Genomic DNA, 17792 nt, shown 5'->3' with positions numbered 1-17792 from the left:
GCCGGACTGGGCGATCCGCTCCCCGCAAGGATAGGCGTCAGCTCCCACCCCTCGGCGCGTACATGATCACCGCCATCCCGGCCAGACACACCAGCGCCCCGGTCACGTCCCACCGGTCCGGCCGGTACCCGTCTGCGACCATCCCCCACGCCAGCGACCCGGCGACGAACACCCCGCCGTACGCCGCCAGGATCCGCCCGAAGTTCGCATCAGGCTGAAGCGTCGCCACGAACCCGTACGCCCCCAGCGCGAGGACACCCGCCCCCACCCACACCCACCCCCGCTGCTCCCGCACCCCGTGCCAGACGAGCCACGCCCCACCGATCTCGAACAGGGCGGCGACGACGAACAGCACAACAGAACGGGCGACAAGCACGGGGCAACCTTCGCACGCGGCTCGGGGTAGTCCTAACCTCACTTCCCCGGCTTGTCGCCTGTGATGATCATCCGCCCCGGCACCAAGGGGTCACAGCGCTTCGAGCCCCGGCACCTGTCCGGGGCTCTGTGCTGCAGGTCCGCACTCACCCCTTCACACAAACGACCTGCTTGAGCTTGGCCACGACCTGCACCAGATCGCGCTGCTGATCGATGACCTGCTCAATCGGCTTGTATGCGCTCGGGATCTCGTCCACGACGCCGGAGTCCTTGCGACACTCCACGCCACGTGTCTGCTCCTCCAGGTCCTTCGTCGAGAAGCGCCGCTTCGCCGCGTTGCGGCTCATGCGCCGACCCGCGCCGTGGGAGGCCGAATTGAAGGACATCTCGTTGCCGAGACCCTTCACGATGTAGGAACCCGTGCCCATCGAGCCTGGAATGATCCCGTACTCGCCCGAGCCTGCGCGGATCGCTCCCTTGCGGGTGACCAGCAGGTCCACTCCGTCGTACCGCTCTTCCGCAACGTAGTTGTGATGAGCGCTGATCTCCGGCTCGAAGGTCGGCTTCGCCTTCTTGAACTCCTTGCGGACCACGTCCTTCAGAAGTGTCATCATGATCGTGCGGTTGTACTTCGCGTACTCCTGCGCCCAGAACAGGTCGTTGCGGTAGGCCGCCATCTGCGGCGTGTCCGCGACGAAGACGGCGAGGTCGCGGTCGACCAGGCCCTGGTTGTGCGGAAGCTTCTGCGCCACGCCGATGTGGTGCTCGGCCAGCTCCTTACCGATGTTCCGGGACCCGGAGTGCAACATGAGCCACACTGCATCGGATGTATCAACGCAGATCTCCACAAAGTGGTTGCCGGATCCAAGTGTCCCCATCTGAAGACCGGCCCGCTCCCTCCGGAACTTCACCGCCTCCGCAACATCTGCGAACCGCCCCCAGAAGTCATCCCAGCCAGCCGCACCGAACCCGTGCAGCCTCTCCGGCTCGACGGGGCTGTCATGCATCCCCCGCCCCACCGGAATGGCCTGCTCGACCTTCGACCGCAGCCGCGACAGATCCCCCGGCAGGTCATTGGCCGTCAGCGACGTCTTCACCGCCGACATCCCGCACCCGATGTCCACCCCCACCGCCGCAGGACACACCGCACCCCGCATGGCGATGACGGAGCCGACCGTCGCGCCCTTCCCGTAGTGGACATCCGGCATGACGGCGAGGCCCTTGATCCACGGCAGGGTCGCGACATTGCGCAGCTGCTGCATCGCGCCGTCCTCGACCGACGCGGGGTCGGCCCACATGCGGATGGGAACCTTCGCGCCCGGTACCTCTACGTACGACATCTCTTCCTCAATCCCCCGGAAAAACAACAGAAGCCTGAAATCGCAAAACCGGCGCCAAGGTCCATGAAAAGGGATGCCGGACCGGCGTCCACGGCAGTGCGTGCGATAGACATTGTGTCCAGCGGCCGCCCTGGTGCGGCAAGCGAATAACCCCAGATCCAGACCACCTCAGCCCCGGACCCCGGCCCGCCCCCGACCACGGCGGCCCGTCGAGAGGAGCCCTCCGTGCAGCCGAAGGCGTACGTACCTGGCATCGCCGTGCTCCTCGTGGCGCTGCTGGCCGGCTGCACCGGCTCCGACGAGCCGGACAGCTCCGAGGACAACCGGCCCGGCGCCGTCAGCACCACGGCGGCCACCGCTGAACCCGGCCGCTACCGCACGCTCCCGGAGCCGTGCGGCGCGGTCTCCCACGGCGTACTGGACGCACTCCTGCCCGGCATCAAGCAGCTGACGGACGCGGAGCAGCGGGAGACGGCGTACGAGGGCGAGGCGACGCAGACGTTCGACACGGACCGGCGGGTGGGGTGCCGCTGGAAGGTGGAGTCCGCCGAGGCGACGGATCATCTGTTCGTCGATTTCGAGCGTGTGGTGTCGTACGACGACGCGGTGAGCGACGACGACAGGGCGAAGGAGGTGTACGCCACCAAGGAGACGGCCGCGGATCTTCCCGAGCCGTCCCCCTCGGAGACCGAGCCGTCCGGTGAGCCGACACCGTCCGAGTCCGCCGCCTCCGAGTCCGAGCCCGAGTCCGAGTCCGAGTCCGACGACAGCGATTCACCTGATTCACCCAACTCCTCCGCTTCGTCCGGTTCGGCCGACTCCTCCGCCTCCGCGAGCGGGACCCCCGCCGCGCTCCAGCCCCGCACGCTCGACGACCTCGGCGACGAGGCGTTCCTGAACGACCAGCTGAGTACGGCGCAGCAGCGGACGGTGACTGTGGTGTTCCGCACGTCGAACGTGATCGTGACGGTGGAGTACGCGGAGCAGCCGGCGTCCGTTACGACGGTGCCGGACAGCAAGGAAATGCAGGACAGGGCGCGGAACCTGGCCGCGCGGCTGGCGGAGTCGTTCGACGAGTGACGGCCTCCGGGCGGACTTCGCAAACCTGTTGAACGGCAGCCGCCTTCTTGCTCAACGCGTACCGTGGCCCCTCGGACCCGATCCGACAGCAGTATCACAAGTGTCATGCAGGAACCACGAGCGTCATGAGCATCATGAGTGAAGGAACCATGCACCGATCAGCAGAGCGAGACCAGCGTCATCACCGAGTCGGGCGAGGCCGGGGAGGCCGGGGCGTCCGGCGGTTCCTCGTGGGTGCCGCGGCCCTTCCGGTGATGCTCGTCGCGGCCGGCTGTTCCTCGGACTCCGGCTCCTCCGGTGACGACGCGGCGAAGGAGTCGTCGAGTCCGTCGGCGAAGCCCTCGGCGACGGCTTCGGCGAACGAGGTGAAGGCGGCGGCGTACGCGAAGTTGCCCGAGGCGTGCACGGTGCTGTCGAAGAAGACTCTGGAGGACTTGGTCCCGGAGGGTGTGAAGTCGGGCAAGCCGATCAATGCCGGTGAGCCGGACGTGAGCGGGGACTGCCGCTGGATCAGTCTCGACAACAACGGTGTGAAGGGTTCGCAGTACCGCTGGCTGAGTGTGTCGTTGCTGCTCCTGGAGTCGGACGCGTCGCGTGGCGCGGGTGACGAGCGGGCGCAGGCGCAGTTCGAGAAGAAGCTCTCGGAGGCGCAGGCGGTCGAGGGTGCGAAGAACCTGAAGTCGGAGTCGCTGACGGGTACGGGCGACCAGGCGACGGCGGTGCGCTATGACCTGAAGAAGAAGGAAGGAACCTTCAAGCAGCAGACGGTCGTGGCGCGGACCGAGAACGTGGTGATCACGCTCGACTACAACGGTGCGGGTCTGGCCGGTGACAAGGCGCCGGACGCGGACGACCTGGTGAAGGAAGCGAAGGCGGCCGCGAAGGAGATCGTGGCGGCGATCAGCGCGGCGAACGGCAAGGGTGAGGGCTCGGGTGGTTCGAGCGCGTCGCCGTCCAAGTCGGCCGCGAACTCGGACTCCAAGGGTTCCGAGGGCTCGGACGACAGCAAGGCGTCGCCCTCCGCGTCGGAGAGCAAGACGAAGAGCTGACGCGGAACTGGCGCGGAACTGACGCGGAACCGACCCAGGACCGAAGTCTGCGGCTGCGCCCGAACGCGCGGCCCCATGAGGTGTTTTGCGGGAGCCCGGCCGCTGTGCGGACCGGGCTCCCTGGTGACCGGCCACGCGTGCGACACACACATGTGCCACTCTGTTGCGCGCAAGAAGCAGGCATGGGGAGGGAGTACGGGTGGCCGCGCCACTTCAGCTGACACGGATGCACCGCGTTCTCATCGGCGTTGTCGTCACCGGCGCCGTGATCATCGCGGGGATCGGTTTCGCCGGTTCCTACGCCGCCGTCCGAGAACTGGCCCTCCAGAAGGGTTTCGGGAACTTCAGCTATGTCTTCCCGATCGGCATCGACGCGGGCATCTGCGTCCTGCTGGCCCTGGACCTCCTCCTGACCTGGATCCGCATTCCGTTCCCGCTGCTTCGCCAGACGGCGTGGCTGCTGACGGCGGCGACGATCGCGTTCAACGGCGCGGCGGCCTGGCCGGATCCGCTGGGTGTCGGCATGCACGCCGTGATCCCGGTGCTGTTCGTGGTGGCGGTCGAGGCGGCCCGGCACGCGATCGGCCGGATCGCGGACATCACGGCGGACAAGCACATGGAGGGTGTGCGGCTGACGCGCTGGCTGCTCTCGCCGCTTCCGACGTTCCTCCTCTGGCGCCGTATGAAGCTGTGGGAGCTGCGGTCGTACGACCAGGTGATCAAGCTGGAGCAGGAACGTCTCGTCTACCAGGCGCGGCTGCGGTCGCGTTTCGGGCGTGCGTGGCGGCGCAAGGCTCCGGTGGAGTCCCTGATGCCGTTGCGTCTGGCGCGGTACGGCGTGCCCTTGGCGGACACGGCTCCGGCTGGTCTGGCGGCGGCGGGCATCGAGCCGGCGCTGCTGCCCCCGGCGCCGCAGCCGCAACCGGAGCTGGAGCTGGAGGCCCAGACGCCGGCCCGGCCCCAGGCCCAGCTGGACGCGCCGGCACCCGAGCCCCAGCCCCAGCCCCAGCAGCGGAGCCTCGCCCAGGGCGGTCGGCCCACGGGGCAGCCGGAGTACGCCCAGCAGGACCCGCGGCGGGACCCGGCACAGGACCAGAGCCCGTGGTTCGCCGCTGCGGCGCCGCAGGAGGTCGTGTACCAGGGCGGCTACAACCCGGCCTACGACCCGGAGAAGCCGTACGACGAGTGGTACGAGGAGCAGCTGACCGATCAGCAGCAGTACCAGGAGGAGCAGTTCCCGGCGGAGCAGTACCAGGACGGGTACGAGGAGCGGTACCAGGAGCAGTACGAGGAGCCGGAGCCCTCGCCGGAGGAGACGGGCAGCTTCCCGATTCCGGTGGGCCCGAGGCGCACCCGCGAGCTCGGTGAGGGCGGCGGTACCCCGGAGCCGACCGAGGAGGACTACTACCTGGTCTTCAAGAAGTCGATAGACGGCAGCTATCCCACCTCGGGCCAGTTCAGGGACGACGTCGAGGCGACGTACGGCACGACGCTGCCGCAGCGCGAAGCCGACCGCATGGTCAACCGCTTCACGAACCGCCACACGGCGGAACTGCAGGAAGACCACATCGCGTGACATGAAGAACGCGACATGCGCGACATGAACGAGCATGCGGAAGGGGCCCTCAGTGAGGGCCCCTTCCGCATGCACGTCGACCTACTGTCTACTCCCCGAGCAGGGCCCGTACGCGCTCCTGACCCACCGCCAGCAGCAGCGTGGGCAGACGCGGCCCGGTGTCCCGCCCGACGAGCAGGTGGTACAGCAGGGCGAAGAAGGACCGCTGCGCGGTCTTGATCTCCGGCGGCAGTTCCTTGGGCGTCGCGTCGGCCGAGAACCCGGCCTGCACCTTGGGCACCCCGTAGACGAGATGCGTGAGCCCGTCGAGCGACCAGTGCGAGGCCAGCCCGTCGAGCAACAGCCGCAGCGACTGCTGGGACGCCTCGTCGAGGGACTTCAGCAGCTCCGCGTCGGGCTCGTCACGCACGATGGTGCGCTGGTCGGCGGGCACGTGGGTGTTGATCCAGGCCTCGGCCTTGTCGAGCCGGGGCCGTACCGCGTCGAGTGAGGCGAGCGGGTCGGCGGGGTCGAGTTCGCTCAGGATGCGCAGGGCCTGGTCCTGGTGGCCGGCGGTGATGTCGGCGACGGAGGCGAGCGTGCGGTACGGCATGGGCCGGGGCGTGCGCGGCAGCTCGCCGCCGGCGGTCCGCACGGCGCGCGAGTGCGCGGCGACGTCGGCGGGCAGGGCGGTGCCCTCGGCGACCTTGGCGTCGAGCTTGTCCCACTCGTCGTAGAGCCGCTGGATCTCCTGGTCGAAGGCGATCTTGAAGGACTGGTTGGGCCTGCGTCGGGCGTAGAGCCAGCGCAGGATCTGCGGCTCCATGATCTTCAGTGCGTCGGCGGGCGTGGGGACCCCGCCCCGGGACGACGACATCTTCGCCATCCCGCTGATCCCGACGAACGCGTACATGGGTCCGATGGGCTGCTTGCCGCCGAAGATCCCGACGATCTGCCCACCGACCTGGAAGCTCGACCCCGGGGACGAGTGGTCGACCCCGCTGGGCTCGAACACGACCCCCTCATAGGCCCAGCGCATGGGCCAGTCGACCTTCCAGACCAGCTTGCCGCGGTTGGACTCGCTCAGCAGCACGCTCTCGGAGTAGCCGCAGGCGTCACAGGTGTACGACAGCTCGGTGGTGTCGTCGTCGTAGGAGGTGACGGTCGTGAAGTCCTTCTCGCACCGCCCGCAGTAGGGCTTGTACGGGAAGTACCCGGCGGAGCTGCTGCCGTCGTCCTCGGCCGCGGCGCCCGACCCCTCGGCGGCCTCCAGCTCGGCCTCGTCGACGGGCTTCTGCGACTTCTTGGCCGGGGCCTTCTTGGTCCGGTACTGGGCGAGGACGGCGTCGATGTCCCCGCGGTGGCGCATGGCGTGCAGGATCTGCTCGCGGTAGACCCCGGAGGTGTACTGCGCGGTCTGGCTGATCCCGTCGAACTCGACGCCCAACTCGGCGAGCGAGTCGATCATCGCGGCCTTGAAGTGCTCGGCCCAGTTGGCGTGGGTGGAGCCCTTGGGGGCGGGCACGGAGGTCAGCGGCTTGCCGATGTGCTCGGCCCACGACTCATCGATTCCGGCGACGCCGTTCGGCACCTTCCGGTACCGGTCGTAGTCGTCCCAGGAGATCAGGTGCCGCACCTGGTGCCCCCGCCGCCGGATCTCGTCGGCGACGAGGTGCGGCGTCATGACCTCGCGGAGGTTGCCGAGGTGGATGGGCCCGGAGGGGGACAGACCGGACGCGACGACGACGGGTTTGCCCGGGGCCCGACGCTCCGACTCCTCGATGACCTCATCCGCGAAACGGGAGACCCAGTCGGTGGTCTCGGTGCTCTGAGCCACGATCGGCACGTCCTCTTTTTCTGGAAGTTCCTCATCGGCAGCCGGTACGGTCGCACGGCTGACCGCACCATTCTCCCAGCTACGGCCACAACCACGAAAACGGCTTTTCAAGAGCCCGCACCGTCCAGCCCTGCCCGCACCCTCCAGCCCCATCCAGCCCCTCCGGGGTACCCATCCAGTCCCTCCGGCGTTTGAGGAGCGGGGGTCCGGGGGCTGGCCCCCGAAACCGGGGCCCGGGGCGGAGCCCCGCGGCGGGTCGAAGGGGCGCAGCCCCTGGGGATGGGAACGGGAAGGGGCGGCGGGGGCGAGAAACCCCCCACCCCCACCGCCCCACCCACCCGCGCCGGGAGAAATCGGCTTTACCCCCCGTGGGATACTGGCGACATCCACCCGTACCCACGAGGAGAACGGCACCCACTCCTATGGCCCCGGTCACGTCCCTCACCGCCTCCGTCCACCAGCGCCTCGCGACCGCCCTCTCGGCAGCCCTGCCGGAGGCGGCCCCCGCGGACCCGCTGCTGCGACGCAGCGACAGGGCGGACTTCCAGGCCAACGGCATCCTCGCCCTCGCGAAGAAGGCGAAGGCCAAGCCCCGTGAGCTGGCCACCCAGGTCGTCTCCCGGGTCGAGTCCGGCGACGTGATCAAGGACATCGAGGTCTCCGGCCCCGGCTTCCTGAACATCACGCTCACGGACAGGGCGATCACGCGGAACCTCGCGGAGCGGTACGCGGACACGGACGGCCGCCTCGGCGTCCCGTACGCGGACCACCCGGGCACGACGGTCATCGACTACGCCCAGCCGAACGTGGCGAAGGAGATGCACGTCGGCCACCTCCGCTCCGCGGTGATCGGCGACGCGGTGGTCCAGATCCTGGAGTTCACCGGCGAGAACGTGGTGCGGCGCCACCACATCGGCGACTGGGGCACCCAGTTCGGCATGCTCATCCAGTACCTGGACGAGCACCCGCACGAGCTGGACCACAAGGCGGGCGAGGACCTCCAGCAGTCCGGCGAGCAGGCGATGTCGAACCTGGACCGCCTCTACAAGGCCGCCCGGAAACTCTTCGACTCCGACGACGAGTTCAAGACGCGGGCGCGCCGCAGGGTGGTCGACCTCCAGGCGGGCGACCCGCGAACCCTGGCCACCTGGCAGAAGTTCGTGGACGAGTCGAAGATCTACTTCTTCTCGGTCTTCGAGAAGCTGGACATGGAGGTCCGGGACCCGGACATCGTCGGCGAGTCGGGGTACAACGACATGCTGGCGGAGACCTGCCGCCTGCTGGAGGAGTCGGGCGTCGCGGTCCGTTCCGAGGGCGCGCTGTGCGTGTTCTTCGACGACGTCAAGGGCCCGGACGGCAAGCCGGTCCCGCTGATCGTGCAGAAGTCGGACGGCGGCTACGGTTACGCGGCGACGGACCTCTCCGCGATCCGCGACCGTGTCTTCAACCTGAAGTCGAACACACTCCTCTACGTAGTCGACGCCCGCCAGTCCCTGCACTTCAAGATGGTCTTCGAGACGGCCCGCCGGGCGGGCTGGCTGAACGACGACGTCAAGGCGCTCCAGCTGGCCTTCGGCACGGTCCTCGGCAAGGACGGCAAGCCGTTCAAGACGCGTGAGGGCGAGACGGTCCGGCTGGTGGACCTGCTGGACGAGGCGATCGACCGCGCCTCGGCCGTCGTACGGGACAAGGCTCAGGACCTGTCGGAGGAGGAGATCGCCGAGCGGGGTGCCCAGGTGGGCATCGGCGCGGTGAAGTACGCGGACCTGTCGACGTCGGCGAACCGGGACTACAAGTTCGACCTGGACCAGATGGTCTCGCTGAACGGCGACACGTCCGTCTACCTCCAGTACGCGTACGCCCGTATCCAGTCGATCCTGCGCAAGGCCGGTGACGTACGGCCGGCCGCGCACCCGGAGCTGGAGCTGCACGCGGCGGAGCGGGCCCTGGGCCTGCACGTCGACGCCTTCGCGGAGACGGTGGCCGAGGTGGCGGCGGAGTACGCCCCGCACAAGCTGGCGGCGTACCTGTACCAGCTGGCCTCGCTGTACACGTCGTTCTACGACAAGTGCCCGGTGCTGAAGGCCGAGACGCCGCAGCAGGTGGAGAACCGCCTGTTCCTGTGCGACGTGACGGCCCGCACGCTGCGCCAGGGCATGGCGCTGCTGGGCATCAGGACGCCCGAGCGCCTCTGATCGGTCGGTCCTGATCGGTCGGTCCTGATCGGTCGGTCCTGATCGGTCGGTCCTGATTCGTCGCTCCGGACCCGTCGCTCCGAAGAATCCACCGGCTGTGGGGCCCGTTGTCAGTGGCGGGCCCTACAGTCACCGGCATGGCGACTCTTCCCAACCCGCTGCCCAAGCTGGCGGCCGACCCGAGCGGGCGTTCGCTCGGGCTCGCGCTCCCTCCCGGGAGACTGATCGATGCCACCGACGAGGGTCCGTGGCACGAGCCGCTGCTGTGGCACGCCGAGCGGCCGGCGTCTCCCGGCAACTGGGCGTCGCTGGGCTCGCCCGCCGGGCGGGCCGGGCTCCTTCCGGTGCTGTTGGACGTCGGGGGCTCTCAGGGCGGGCCCGCGGAGTGGGACTTGATGCCGGGAGAGATGTCGTACCCCGGGGACCACGACGCCGAGGAGGTGCTGTCGGAGTACTGGGAGGACTACGCGGCGGACGACTCCGGCGCCGACCGGGACTCCGCCACTCCCCAGCGGGCCGTCGAACTCTTCGGAGAGCCCACGCCGTACGACGAGGTGGTCGCACCGTACGGTCCGGCGTGGCCCGGCCTCTCCCCCGCGCTCCCCCTCACCGCGGCCCCCGACACCCGCGCCGCCGAGGTCGCCGACTCCCTCGTCGGCGACGGCTCCTGGTTCAAGGAGCCGCGTCTCGCGCTCGTCCCGGCCCGCCGTTCGGCTGACATCCCAGCGGCCGTCGGCTGGAGCGGCCCGATGAACCACGAGGGCGACACGGCCCGTCTGTGCGCGGTGCTCCGCTCCTGGGAGGACCGCTTCGGCATACGTGTCGTCGCCCTCACCTTCGACCAGCTCGTGCTGTCGGTGGCGGCCCCGCCCGGCACGCGGGCCGAGGCCGAGGCAGTCGCCGCCGAGCACTTCGCGTTCTGCCCGGACAACATCACGCAGGGGCACCACGAGACCCTGCGCGCGTACGCGGAGCACGAGGTGCTGAGGCAGCGGGTGTGGTCGTTCTGGTGGGACTGAGGCAGCCTCACTCCAAAGAGGTACCTGCCCCGTTGACCCGTGGCTTTCCCGGTGCGGACAGGGCTCGGCACCCCTAGGCTGCGCGCATGCTGCCGAGCGTGGACACGGTCGACGAGTTGAACGAGGTCGTGCGGGACGAGGCGTTGCTGCGGCCCGCGGCGCAGGACCTCTGTGGGCAACTAGGGCTCGAAGGAGCCCGGTTGGTGCGGTTCGAGGACGGCTCACTGCCGGTGTACGCGGTCGGTGACTCACTCGTCCTGAAGCTCTATCCGGGTTTCGAGACCGCCGAAGCCGTCAGGGAGGCACGGGTGTTGTCCCACCTTTGGGGTCAACTACCCGTTCCGACACCTCGGTTGCACTCGGCCGACCTGTACAAGAACGGCTGGCGGTACGTGCTGATGTCACGGCTGCCCGGCGAGAGTCTGGCGATGGAGTGGCACCGAATCCCGGCGGCCGACCAGGACCGGATCGTCACCGCAGCGGCCGAGACGCTGGCGGCGCTGCACGCCCTGGATCCGACACCGCTGGCCGACGTGGTCGGGCCGGCGGACTGGACCCGGTTCCTGGCCGTGCAGCGCGCCAAGGTGGTGGAGCACCACCGCTCGGGCGGCCTCACGGAGAACTGGCTGGAGCAGATCCCGGACTTCCTCCGTTCCGTGACGCTCCCACCACCGCGGCGACGGGTGTTGCTGCACACCGAGTACATGCGCGAGCACCTGACCGTCGACCCGCACGACGGCTGGCGGGTCACCGGCCTCTTCGACTTCGAACCGGCCATGATCGGCGACCCGGCGTACGACCTCATGGGCGCGGCCCTGTTCGTGGCCCGCGGCGACGCCCGCCAGCTCAGGCGCTTCTACAAGGCGTACGGCTGTGCCCCGCACCCCCCACGGGAGCTGCTCGCGCTCGCGCTGCTGCATGTCTACAGCGACCTGCCGTGGTACCTGAGCGAGCTGCCCGCCCCGCCCCGGCCACGCCTCGACGACCTCGCGGAGGCGTGGTTCGGGACGGACAGTTGAGGACGCACAGCCGAGGACGGACAACAGACGATGGAGAACGGAGGATGGAGAACGGAGGACGGACAGGGCTACCGCTTACGGCCCGTCGCCACGTACACGTTGATGTCCGCGTCGCTGACGTCGTTGATGTCGGCGTAGCGGATCTTCTCGACCGGGTCGAGGCCGGCGAGGTGCGCCGGGTCCGCGGCCTCGGGCAGGGGTGCGCCATCCGCGCCGGACGGCCCGTCACGCCCGGAGGACCCGCCGGCGGAACCCCGATGCCCTGCTGACACCGGAAAGGCCGCCCGGGAGCGGACCGGGCGGCCTCATGGGCCTGCTGGGCGTCAGCCGGAGCAGGCGGCGGCGTCAGACGTGCGCCGGGATCTCCTTCGGGTTCGGGCCGTACTTGTTCTCGCCCGGCTGACCGTCCGTGCACATGAAGACAAGCAGGACGATGGAGCCGATGAGGGGGATCAGCCCGATCAGGAGCCACCAGCCCGTGCGGCCCGTGTCGTGCAGCCGGCGTACGCCGACACCGAGGCTGGGAAGCAGGATCGCGACGGTGAAGAGGAGGCTCAGCACCTGCGACCCCATGGCGCCGTCGATGATCGCCAGCACGATGGAGATGATCACGACGAACAGCGTGTACATCCAGTACTCCTTGCGGCGCGCCCGCCCGCTGAACACCGCGTACTTCTTGAGTACCTCGACGAACCAGTTCACTGCATCCCCCCAGGGGTCGACGTCGGCCGTTCCGAACGGATCAGGCCAGGCGCAGAAAGTAGGGGTGCCGACGAAGTCCGTCAATCCGTTGGACTTTCCGCCTCTGTGCGTCAATTTTCGGACAGATGCGCTGAACAGAACGGGTGGTTCCCGGGCGATATCCAGGCGCTTCCGGAACCGAGTCGCAACCGTTGCCGAACCGAAGGCGCAGCGATGCGGGACCGTCTCCGCATCGATGCCGGAACGAGCCGCAACCGTTGCCCGGAGGCCGCCCGGAGACGGACGTCAGCGCAGCATCCGCGCGGCCTCGACGGCCCAGTACGTCAGGATGTTCTGCGCACCGGCCCGCTTGATGCCGGTGAGGGTTTCCAGGATCGCGCGGTCCCGATCGACCCAGCCCTTCTCGGCGGCGGCCTCGACCATCGAGTACTCGCCGGAGATCTGGTACGCGGCGACCGGCACGTCCACGGTGTCGGCGACCCGGGCGAGGATGTCGAGGTAGGGGCCCGCGGGCTTGACCATCACCATGTCGGCCCCCTCCTCCAGATCAAGCGCCAACTCGCGCAGCGACTCGCGGACGTTGGCGGGGTCCTGCTGGTACGTCTTCCGGTCCCCCTGCAGCGACGAGGCCACGGCCTCCCTGAACGGACCGTAGAAGGCGGACGAGTACTTGGCGGTGTACGCGAGAACGGCGACGTCCTCGCGCCCGATCTGATCCAGCGCGTCCCGGATGACCCCGACCTGCCCGTCCATCATCCCGCTGGGCCCCACCACGTGGGCGCCGGCGTCGGCCTGAACCTGCGCCATCTCGGCGTACCGTTCGAGCGTCGCGTCGTTGTCGACGCGCCCCCGCTCGTCGAGCACACCGCAGTGCCCGTGATCGGTGGTCTCGTCGAGACACAGATCGGACATGACGAGAAGCTCGTCCCCGACCTCGGCCCGCACATCACGGATGGCGACCTGCAGAATCCCGTCCGGGTCGGTCCCGGGCGTCCCGAGGGCGTCCTTCTTGCTCTCCTCAGGCACGCCGAAGAGCATGATCCCCGACACCCCGGCCTCGACCGCCTCCAGCGCCGCCTTCCGCAGGCTGTCACGCGTGTGCTGCACCACCCCGGGCATCGCCGCGATCGGCACCGGCTCCCTGACGCCCTCCCGCACGAAGGCGGGCAGGATGAAGTCGGCCGGGTGCAGGCGCGTCTCGGCGACCATGCGGCGCATGACGGGCGTGGTACGAAGCCGGCGGGGCCGCGTACCGGGAAAGGAACCGTACTTCGTCATACCACCTACGCTACGCCTGCCCCGGGGGCCCCTTTGCCGACGGTATGTCGGACCGCTCAGGCCACCATGACGGCAGCCGCGGGTGGATACGAGGACCGGCAGTCACGGCACCGGCCCGGGTGCGGAGCTCTGAACGCACGCTCGCAGCCGTCGCACGTCTGGAACGGATGAGGTCCGGGCCGAGGGGCTGCGGCCGGAGTGGGTGGGGGTTCCGGAGCCGCGGGAAGAGGCGGTGGGAGTGACTCCCGAAGGCGGTGCGCTCCCGTACCCGCTCGATAAAGCCGTGGGCCTCCAGCTCGTCGACGGAGGCGCGTTCGGGCAGGGACAGGATGTGGGTGCCCAGCCCGATCGCAGTGAGCGACAGCTCGCGGTGCTGGGCGAGGTGCACCGGGTGCTGCGGCTGGTGCTCCGACCGGAAACGATCACCGAAGTGGTGTGACGGCCGAGTGTCTACGACGGTGGATGTCGCACAGGTCAACTCAAGGTCGTGACAGAGCCTGTCAGTTCTCTGGTCTAGGGTCGCCCGCATGGCTGAGCCCTCCTTTCTGACCGCTGTGCGCGAGTCGTACGACACGGTCGCCGCCGATTACGTCGAACGCGTCCCGCCTCCGGCCGAGATGGACCCGCTGTCACGCGCGATGCTGGCGGGGTTCGCCGAGCTCGTGCGGACGGCTGGTCTGGGGCCGGTCGCGGACCTGGGATGCGGCCCCGGCCGCGTGACGGCGCACCTGGCCGGGCTGGGGGTGTCCGCCTTCGGTGTCGATCTGTCGCCGAAGATGATCGGGCTGGCCCGGCACGCCTATCCGAACCTGCGGTTCACCGAGGGCTCGATGACCGCGCTGGAGATGAGGAACGACGAACTCGGCGGCATCCTGGCCTGGTACTCCACCCACCACACGCCCCCGCCGTGGCTGCCCACGGTGTTCGCCGAGTACCACCGCACGCTCGCGCCCGGCGGCTACCTGCTCTGGGGAGACTATGTCGGAGATGAACGACTGCAGCCGACCCAGGTATATGGCCACCCAGTGTCCTACGAGTCGTACCTCCTGCCCCTGAACCGCATATCCGGCCTGCTGGAGCAGGCGGGACTCGTCGTCACCGCGAGGCTGGAGCAGGAGCCCGGCGGACGGGTGAACAGACCGCACGCCTGCCTGCTGGCCCGCAAGCCCGAAAAGCCCTGACGGGGCTTGTTCCCGGAGGTCCGGCCGGAAGCCTGCTGCTCAGCTTCCATTCCAAGAGCCGGGTCATCGACGGCATGGAAGACGGCTTCTATCGTGAAGATCCTCTCCTGACGTCGCCGAGGGCGGAGGTGCCGCACTGTCGGCGCCCCCGCCATGCCGAGCTCAGGTCGTCGCGGGCCAGAACTGCACGAGGTACTTCTCCACGCCGTTGCCCGTGCCTTCCTGCTCCGACAGGGCCGCGGCCTCCTCACGCCCGGTGCAGCTCGCCCGCACGCGCCATGAGCCGCCCGAGTCGGAGAGCGTGATCACGTCATCGGCGCGGCCGTTGGACCACACGGCTACTTCACCGCTGGTCGACTCGAAGTCGGCCTCAGCCTGCTCGTCCCACTGCGAGGGGTCCTGGACGGGAGGCTCCCCGTCCCACACCTCAACAGTGACCGAAGCGGTGTGCGTGTGGCCGCCGCTGTAGAGGTCGAGACGCCCCGGGAATGCGTTCAGGAACACGCCCTGCGCGAATTCGTCAGGGAACGGGACGGGCAGGTCGGCGTCATAGGACTCCTGGAAACCGAAGCTGTGGAACTCCACATACACATCAAGCTGTTGCTGCCGGACAAGCTCGGCCATAAGAGCCCCCTTGGCGTGACAAGCGCCTTGTCATCCCCGTGATCGTAAGTCGGTTTCCCGCAGGGGCATTGGCGTTGGTTTCAGCGGTCGAGGTCCAGCTCAGCCCAGATCGTCTTGCGTGGCACCGGCCCGTCCACCACTCCCCAGCGATCTGCCAACTCCTCGACGAGCAGCAGCCCGTAGCCCCCTTCGGCGGGGGCCACGCCGGTGACCGGCGCACGGACGGGCAAGCGGTCACCACGCGTGTCGGTCACTTCGATACGAAGCGTCGCGGGCGGCGTGAGGGCGAGGTCGAGCCGGAAGCTCCGCCCGGGGACGCAACCGTGGAGGGCCGCGTTGGACGCGAGTTCAGCGACGATGAGCCGCGCCGGGTCCAGAGGCAGGTTCCACGAGCGCAGTTGCTCCGCCGCCAGGAGGCGGGCGAGGCGGGCTCCGCGGCGGGTGGCGGAGAGCGGTACCGAGAAGGTCCTAGGCGCGGTAACGGAAGTGCTGGTTCGGGTGATTTGGTCGCTCACGTCACACAGCGTGGTTGCGCGTACATAGCCTGTGAAGAGCTGGCGCCCGTGCGGACAGCGGCTGTCCGGGTGCGTTCTGGCTTTGTCCGGGCCGCACCAGGGTGACGCTCTGTGGGGGCCGGAGTTGGACTCGGGTGGGTTGGCTGAGGAAGGCGGACTGCGTGGGCGAGTGGGACGCGGGGTCGGACGACGACGAGGCCGGGGCCGTGATGAGGACCGTCGTACGGCAGCTGAAGCTGTGGCGTGAGGCCGCCGGCCTCACTCAGGCCGAGTTCGGGGCCGCCATCGGGTACGGAGAGGAACAGGTCTCGTCCGTGGAGCGGGGACGGCGCATTCCCCGGCCTGAGTACCTGGATCAGGCCGACCAGGTACTGCACGCCGGCGGCAGGATCGCGGCGATGAAGAAGGACGTGGAGGAGGTCCGGTACCCGAAGAAGGTACGGGACCTGAAGAAGTTGGAGGCGGATGCGGTCGAGCTTTGCGCCTACAACAACTCCGTTGTCCATGGGTTGTTGCAGACCAAGGAGTACGCACGCGCGGTGTACCTCGGAAGTCGTCCGCCCTTCATGGAAGACGAGTTGGAGCAGCGAGTTGCCGCACGTATGTCTCGCCAGGGCATCGTGAGCGAGTCGGCAGGGCGGCCCGTTTTCAGCTTCGTTCAGTGCGAGTCGACGCTACGCCGCCCCATCGGGGGCAAGATGGTCATGCGAGCACAGCTTGAACGCCTGCTGGAGGTCGGCCAGTTCCGCAACGTGGATCTGCAAGTCCTACCGCTGAGCCGTCAGGAAAACTCTGGTCTCGGGGGCTCATTCAGGCTACTCAGGCTCAGGGACGGCAGCACAGTGGGGCATACCGAGGTTCAGGAGATCAGCCGTGTGATCGCCGACCCGAAGCACGTACAGGTTCTGGATATGCGCTATGGGATCATCCGGGCGCAGGCTCTCACGCCAAGTGAGTCACTTGCCTTTATCGAGAAAGTGCTGGGAGACACATGATTCGCACCTCCTCATCCAATGCTGAACGAGAGCTCGGGTGGATAAAGAGCAGCTACAGCACCGCTGAAGGACCCGACTGCGTCGAGGTCGCAGCGCTCCCCCACCACATCCTCGTCCGCGACTCCAAGAACCCCCACGGCCCCCGCCTCGCCGTCACCCCCACCGCTTGGGCCGCCTTCCTGCCGTACGCCTCCGGGAACTGACAGAGCGCACACACGGCTCGCCGACCAGTTGGGCCCGCAGTCCCAGAGACACGCCGCGCGAGCAGTGTGTCTCTGGGACTCTCGCGCCAACTGGCGGCCGCCAAGGCCCGGACGGGCTTCCGCTAGCGCGGTGCGATGACCTTGAGCCAGTCCTCGACGGTGAGGACATCCGCCCACTGCGGGAACAGCTTCTCGGTGAGGACCCGGTGCACCTCGGGGTCGGTGTCGAGGCAGGCGTCCGTCAGGACGGTGAGGCCGAAGTCCAGGTCGATGGCGTGCCACAGGGTGGACAGCACCACAGCGCTGGTGGCGATGCCGGTGAGAACAAGGCTGTCGATGTCGCGGGCTCTGAGTACCAGGTCGAGGTCGCTGCCGGAGAACGCGCTGCCCCGCCTCTTGGTGACCACGACGTCGCCCTGCTGGGGCGCGACGTCGTCATGGATCCCGGTGCCGGGCTCACCCTCGGTGAACAGGCCGGCCCGCACGGCGTTGGTGATCACCTTGTTGCGAGGGCTGACCACTGGATCACCCGGCCGTAACGCCATCATCACGTAGATCACGGGGATGCCGGCAGCCCGGGCACCGTCGATCGCCCTGCGCAAGCGCGGCAGATATCCGGAACCGTCGTCGGCGATGGCCACGACGTCCCGTTGGACGTCCATCACCAGAAGTGCGCTGTTCGCCATCCTTGCCGCCCCTTCTCCGTCTTCTCCGTCGCGAGACAAGGACAAGTCTGGTGGATCAGCCGAGCTGCGGTTGAGGTATCACGCAGGCGCCCCGCGCAACGACAGGAACGGGGAGGACAGCGAAGGGACGGCGAGGCAC

18 protein-coding genes and 2 pseudogenes are annotated in these 17792 nt (G+C 68.7%); 10 read left to right on the top strand and 10 right to left on the bottom strand.

The window, feature by feature from the left end; translation table 11 throughout:
* Positions 1-37: 37 nt before the first annotated feature.
* Both ACZ49J_RS44350 and ACZ49J_RS44345 read right to left on the bottom strand, forming a co-directional pair.
* A complete protein-coding gene (locus ACZ49J_RS44350) occupies positions 38-376 on the bottom strand; it encodes a YnfA family protein (RefSeq protein WP_467457022.1) in 339 nt (112 codons plus the stop codon).
* A gap of 145 nt (positions 377-521) precedes the next feature.
* Positions 522-1715, bottom strand: coding sequence for an RtcB family protein (locus ACZ49J_RS44345; protein WP_467457021.1), 1194 nt, complete (start codon positions 1713-1715; stop codon positions 522-524).
* A gap of 225 nt (positions 1716-1940) precedes the next feature.
* On the opposite strand from ACZ49J_RS44345, the gene ACZ49J_RS44340 reads away from it, so the two are divergent.
* From ACZ49J_RS44340 to ACZ49J_RS44330, 3 genes are all read left to right on the top strand, one after another.
* A complete protein-coding gene (locus ACZ49J_RS44340) occupies positions 1941-2795 on the top strand; it encodes a DUF3558 domain-containing protein (protein WP_467457020.1) in 855 nt (284 codons plus the stop codon).
* A gap of 254 nt (positions 2796-3049) precedes the next feature.
* Entirely contained in the window at positions 3050-3844 is a 795-nt protein-coding gene (locus ACZ49J_RS44335; protein WP_467457019.1) for a DUF3558 domain-containing protein, read from the top strand.
* 226 nt (positions 3845-4070) lie between these two features.
* Complete coding sequence (locus tag ACZ49J_RS44330; protein ID WP_467457018.1) at positions 4071-5420, top strand: DUF2637 domain-containing protein; 1350 nt, start codon at positions 4071-4073, stop codon at positions 5418-5420.
* Between the two features lie 88 nt (positions 5421-5508).
* Here the strand turns inward: ACZ49J_RS44330 and lysS are convergent, their stop codons facing one another.
* Positions 5509-7245: a lysine--tRNA ligase gene (gene lysS, locus ACZ49J_RS44325; protein ID WP_467457016.1), complete on the bottom strand. Its 1737-nt coding sequence runs from the start codon at positions 7243-7245 to the stop codon at positions 5509-5511.
* Between the two features lie 413 nt (positions 7246-7658).
* Here lysS and argS point away from each other — a divergent pair, with 413 nt between their 5' ends.
* The 3 genes from argS to ACZ49J_RS44310 all read left to right on the top strand — a co-directional run bounded on the left by argS (position 7659) and on the right by ACZ49J_RS44310 (position 11469).
* Positions 7659-9431: an arginine--tRNA ligase gene (gene argS, locus ACZ49J_RS44320; RefSeq protein ID WP_467457015.1), complete on the top strand. Its 1773-nt coding sequence runs from the start codon at positions 7659-7661 to the stop codon at positions 9429-9431.
* A 137-nt stretch (positions 9432-9568) separates the two neighbouring features.
* The gene (locus ACZ49J_RS44315; RefSeq protein ID WP_467457014.1) at positions 9569-10450 is read left to right on the top strand and encodes a DUF4253 domain-containing protein; all 882 of its coding nucleotides are present in this window, start codon (positions 9569-9571) and stop codon (positions 10448-10450) included.
* An 86-nt stretch (positions 10451-10536) separates the two neighbouring features.
* Positions 10537-11469 carry an aminoglycoside phosphotransferase family protein gene (locus ACZ49J_RS44310; protein WP_467457012.1) on the top strand — a complete coding sequence of 311 codons (933 nt, stop codon included), beginning with the start codon at positions 10537-10539 and terminating at the stop codon, positions 11467-11469.
* A gap of 68 nt (positions 11470-11537) precedes the next feature.
* Here ACZ49J_RS44310 and ACZ49J_RS44305 read toward each other — a convergent pair.
* The 4 genes and pseudogenes from ACZ49J_RS44305 to ACZ49J_RS44290 all read right to left on the bottom strand — a co-directional run.
* Positions 11538-11672, bottom strand: a pseudogene (locus tag ACZ49J_RS44305) (SAM-dependent methyltransferase); the annotation flags it as partial.
* 142 nt (positions 11673-11814) lie between these two features.
* Positions 11815-12171 carry a DUF805 domain-containing protein gene (locus ACZ49J_RS44300; protein ID WP_467457011.1) on the bottom strand — a complete coding sequence of 119 codons (357 nt, stop codon included), beginning with the start codon at positions 12169-12171 and terminating at the stop codon, positions 11815-11817.
* Positions 12172-12456: 285 nt separating this feature from the next.
* On the bottom strand, positions 12457-13449 hold the full coding sequence (gene hemB / locus ACZ49J_RS44295) for a porphobilinogen synthase (RefSeq protein ID WP_467457010.1): 993 nt from the start codon (positions 13447-13449) through the stop codon (positions 12457-12459).
* Positions 13450-13505: 56 nt separating this feature from the next.
* Positions 13506-13721: pseudogene (locus ACZ49J_RS44290) on the bottom strand (helix-turn-helix domain-containing protein); the annotation flags it as partial.
* On the opposite strand from ACZ49J_RS44290, the gene ACZ49J_RS44285 reads away from it, so the two are divergent.
* Together ACZ49J_RS44285 and ACZ49J_RS44280 are read left to right on the top strand one after the other, a co-directional pair.
* Positions 13688-13888 (top strand): hypothetical protein, encoded by a 201-nt coding sequence (locus tag ACZ49J_RS44285; RefSeq protein ID WP_467457008.1) that lies wholly within the window; start codon positions 13688-13690, stop codon positions 13886-13888. The pseudogene ACZ49J_RS44290 and the gene ACZ49J_RS44285 sit on opposite strands and share 34 nt — an antisense overlap.
* Positions 13889-13976: 88 nt before the next feature.
* Positions 13977-14630: a class I SAM-dependent methyltransferase gene (locus tag ACZ49J_RS44280; protein ID WP_467457007.1), complete on the top strand. Its 654-nt coding sequence runs from the start codon at positions 13977-13979 to the stop codon at positions 14628-14630.
* A gap of 162 nt (positions 14631-14792) precedes the next feature.
* Here the strand turns inward: ACZ49J_RS44280 and ACZ49J_RS44275 are convergent, their stop codons facing one another.
* Together ACZ49J_RS44275 and ACZ49J_RS44270 are read right to left on the bottom strand one after the other, a co-directional pair.
* A complete protein-coding gene (locus ACZ49J_RS44275; RefSeq protein ID WP_467457006.1) occupies positions 14793-15254 on the bottom strand; it encodes a hypothetical protein in 462 nt (153 codons plus the stop codon).
* A gap of 80 nt (positions 15255-15334) precedes the next feature.
* On the bottom strand, positions 15335-15769 hold the full coding sequence (locus ACZ49J_RS44270) for an ATP-binding protein (RefSeq protein ID WP_467457004.1): 435 nt from the start codon (positions 15767-15769) through the stop codon (positions 15335-15337).
* 161 nt (positions 15770-15930) lie between these two features.
* Between ACZ49J_RS44270 and ACZ49J_RS44265 the strand changes: the two genes are divergently transcribed.
* Both ACZ49J_RS44265 and ACZ49J_RS44260 read left to right on the top strand, forming a co-directional pair.
* Entirely contained in the window at positions 15931-16764 is an 834-nt protein-coding gene (locus tag ACZ49J_RS44265) for a helix-turn-helix domain-containing protein (RefSeq protein WP_467457003.1), read from the top strand.
* Positions 16761-16967, top strand: a complete 207-nt coding sequence (locus tag ACZ49J_RS44260) for a DUF397 domain-containing protein (protein WP_467457002.1) — start codon at positions 16761-16763, stop codon at positions 16965-16967. Before ACZ49J_RS44265 ends, ACZ49J_RS44260 begins: the two co-directional genes overlap by 4 nt.
* Before the next feature lie 122 nt (positions 16968-17089).
* On the opposite strand, the gene ACZ49J_RS44255 is transcribed toward ACZ49J_RS44260, so the two are convergent.
* Entirely contained in the window at positions 17090-17653 is a 564-nt protein-coding gene (locus tag ACZ49J_RS44255; protein ID WP_467457001.1) for a cysteine hydrolase family protein, read from the bottom strand.
* Positions 17654-17792 lie beyond the last annotated feature (139 nt).

This window comes from Streptomyces sp. NPDC030840 (assembly GCF_055572015.1).
The sequence above is the reverse complement of the archived record's forward strand: the minus strand, read 5'-3'. Positions and strand labels throughout refer to the sequence as shown.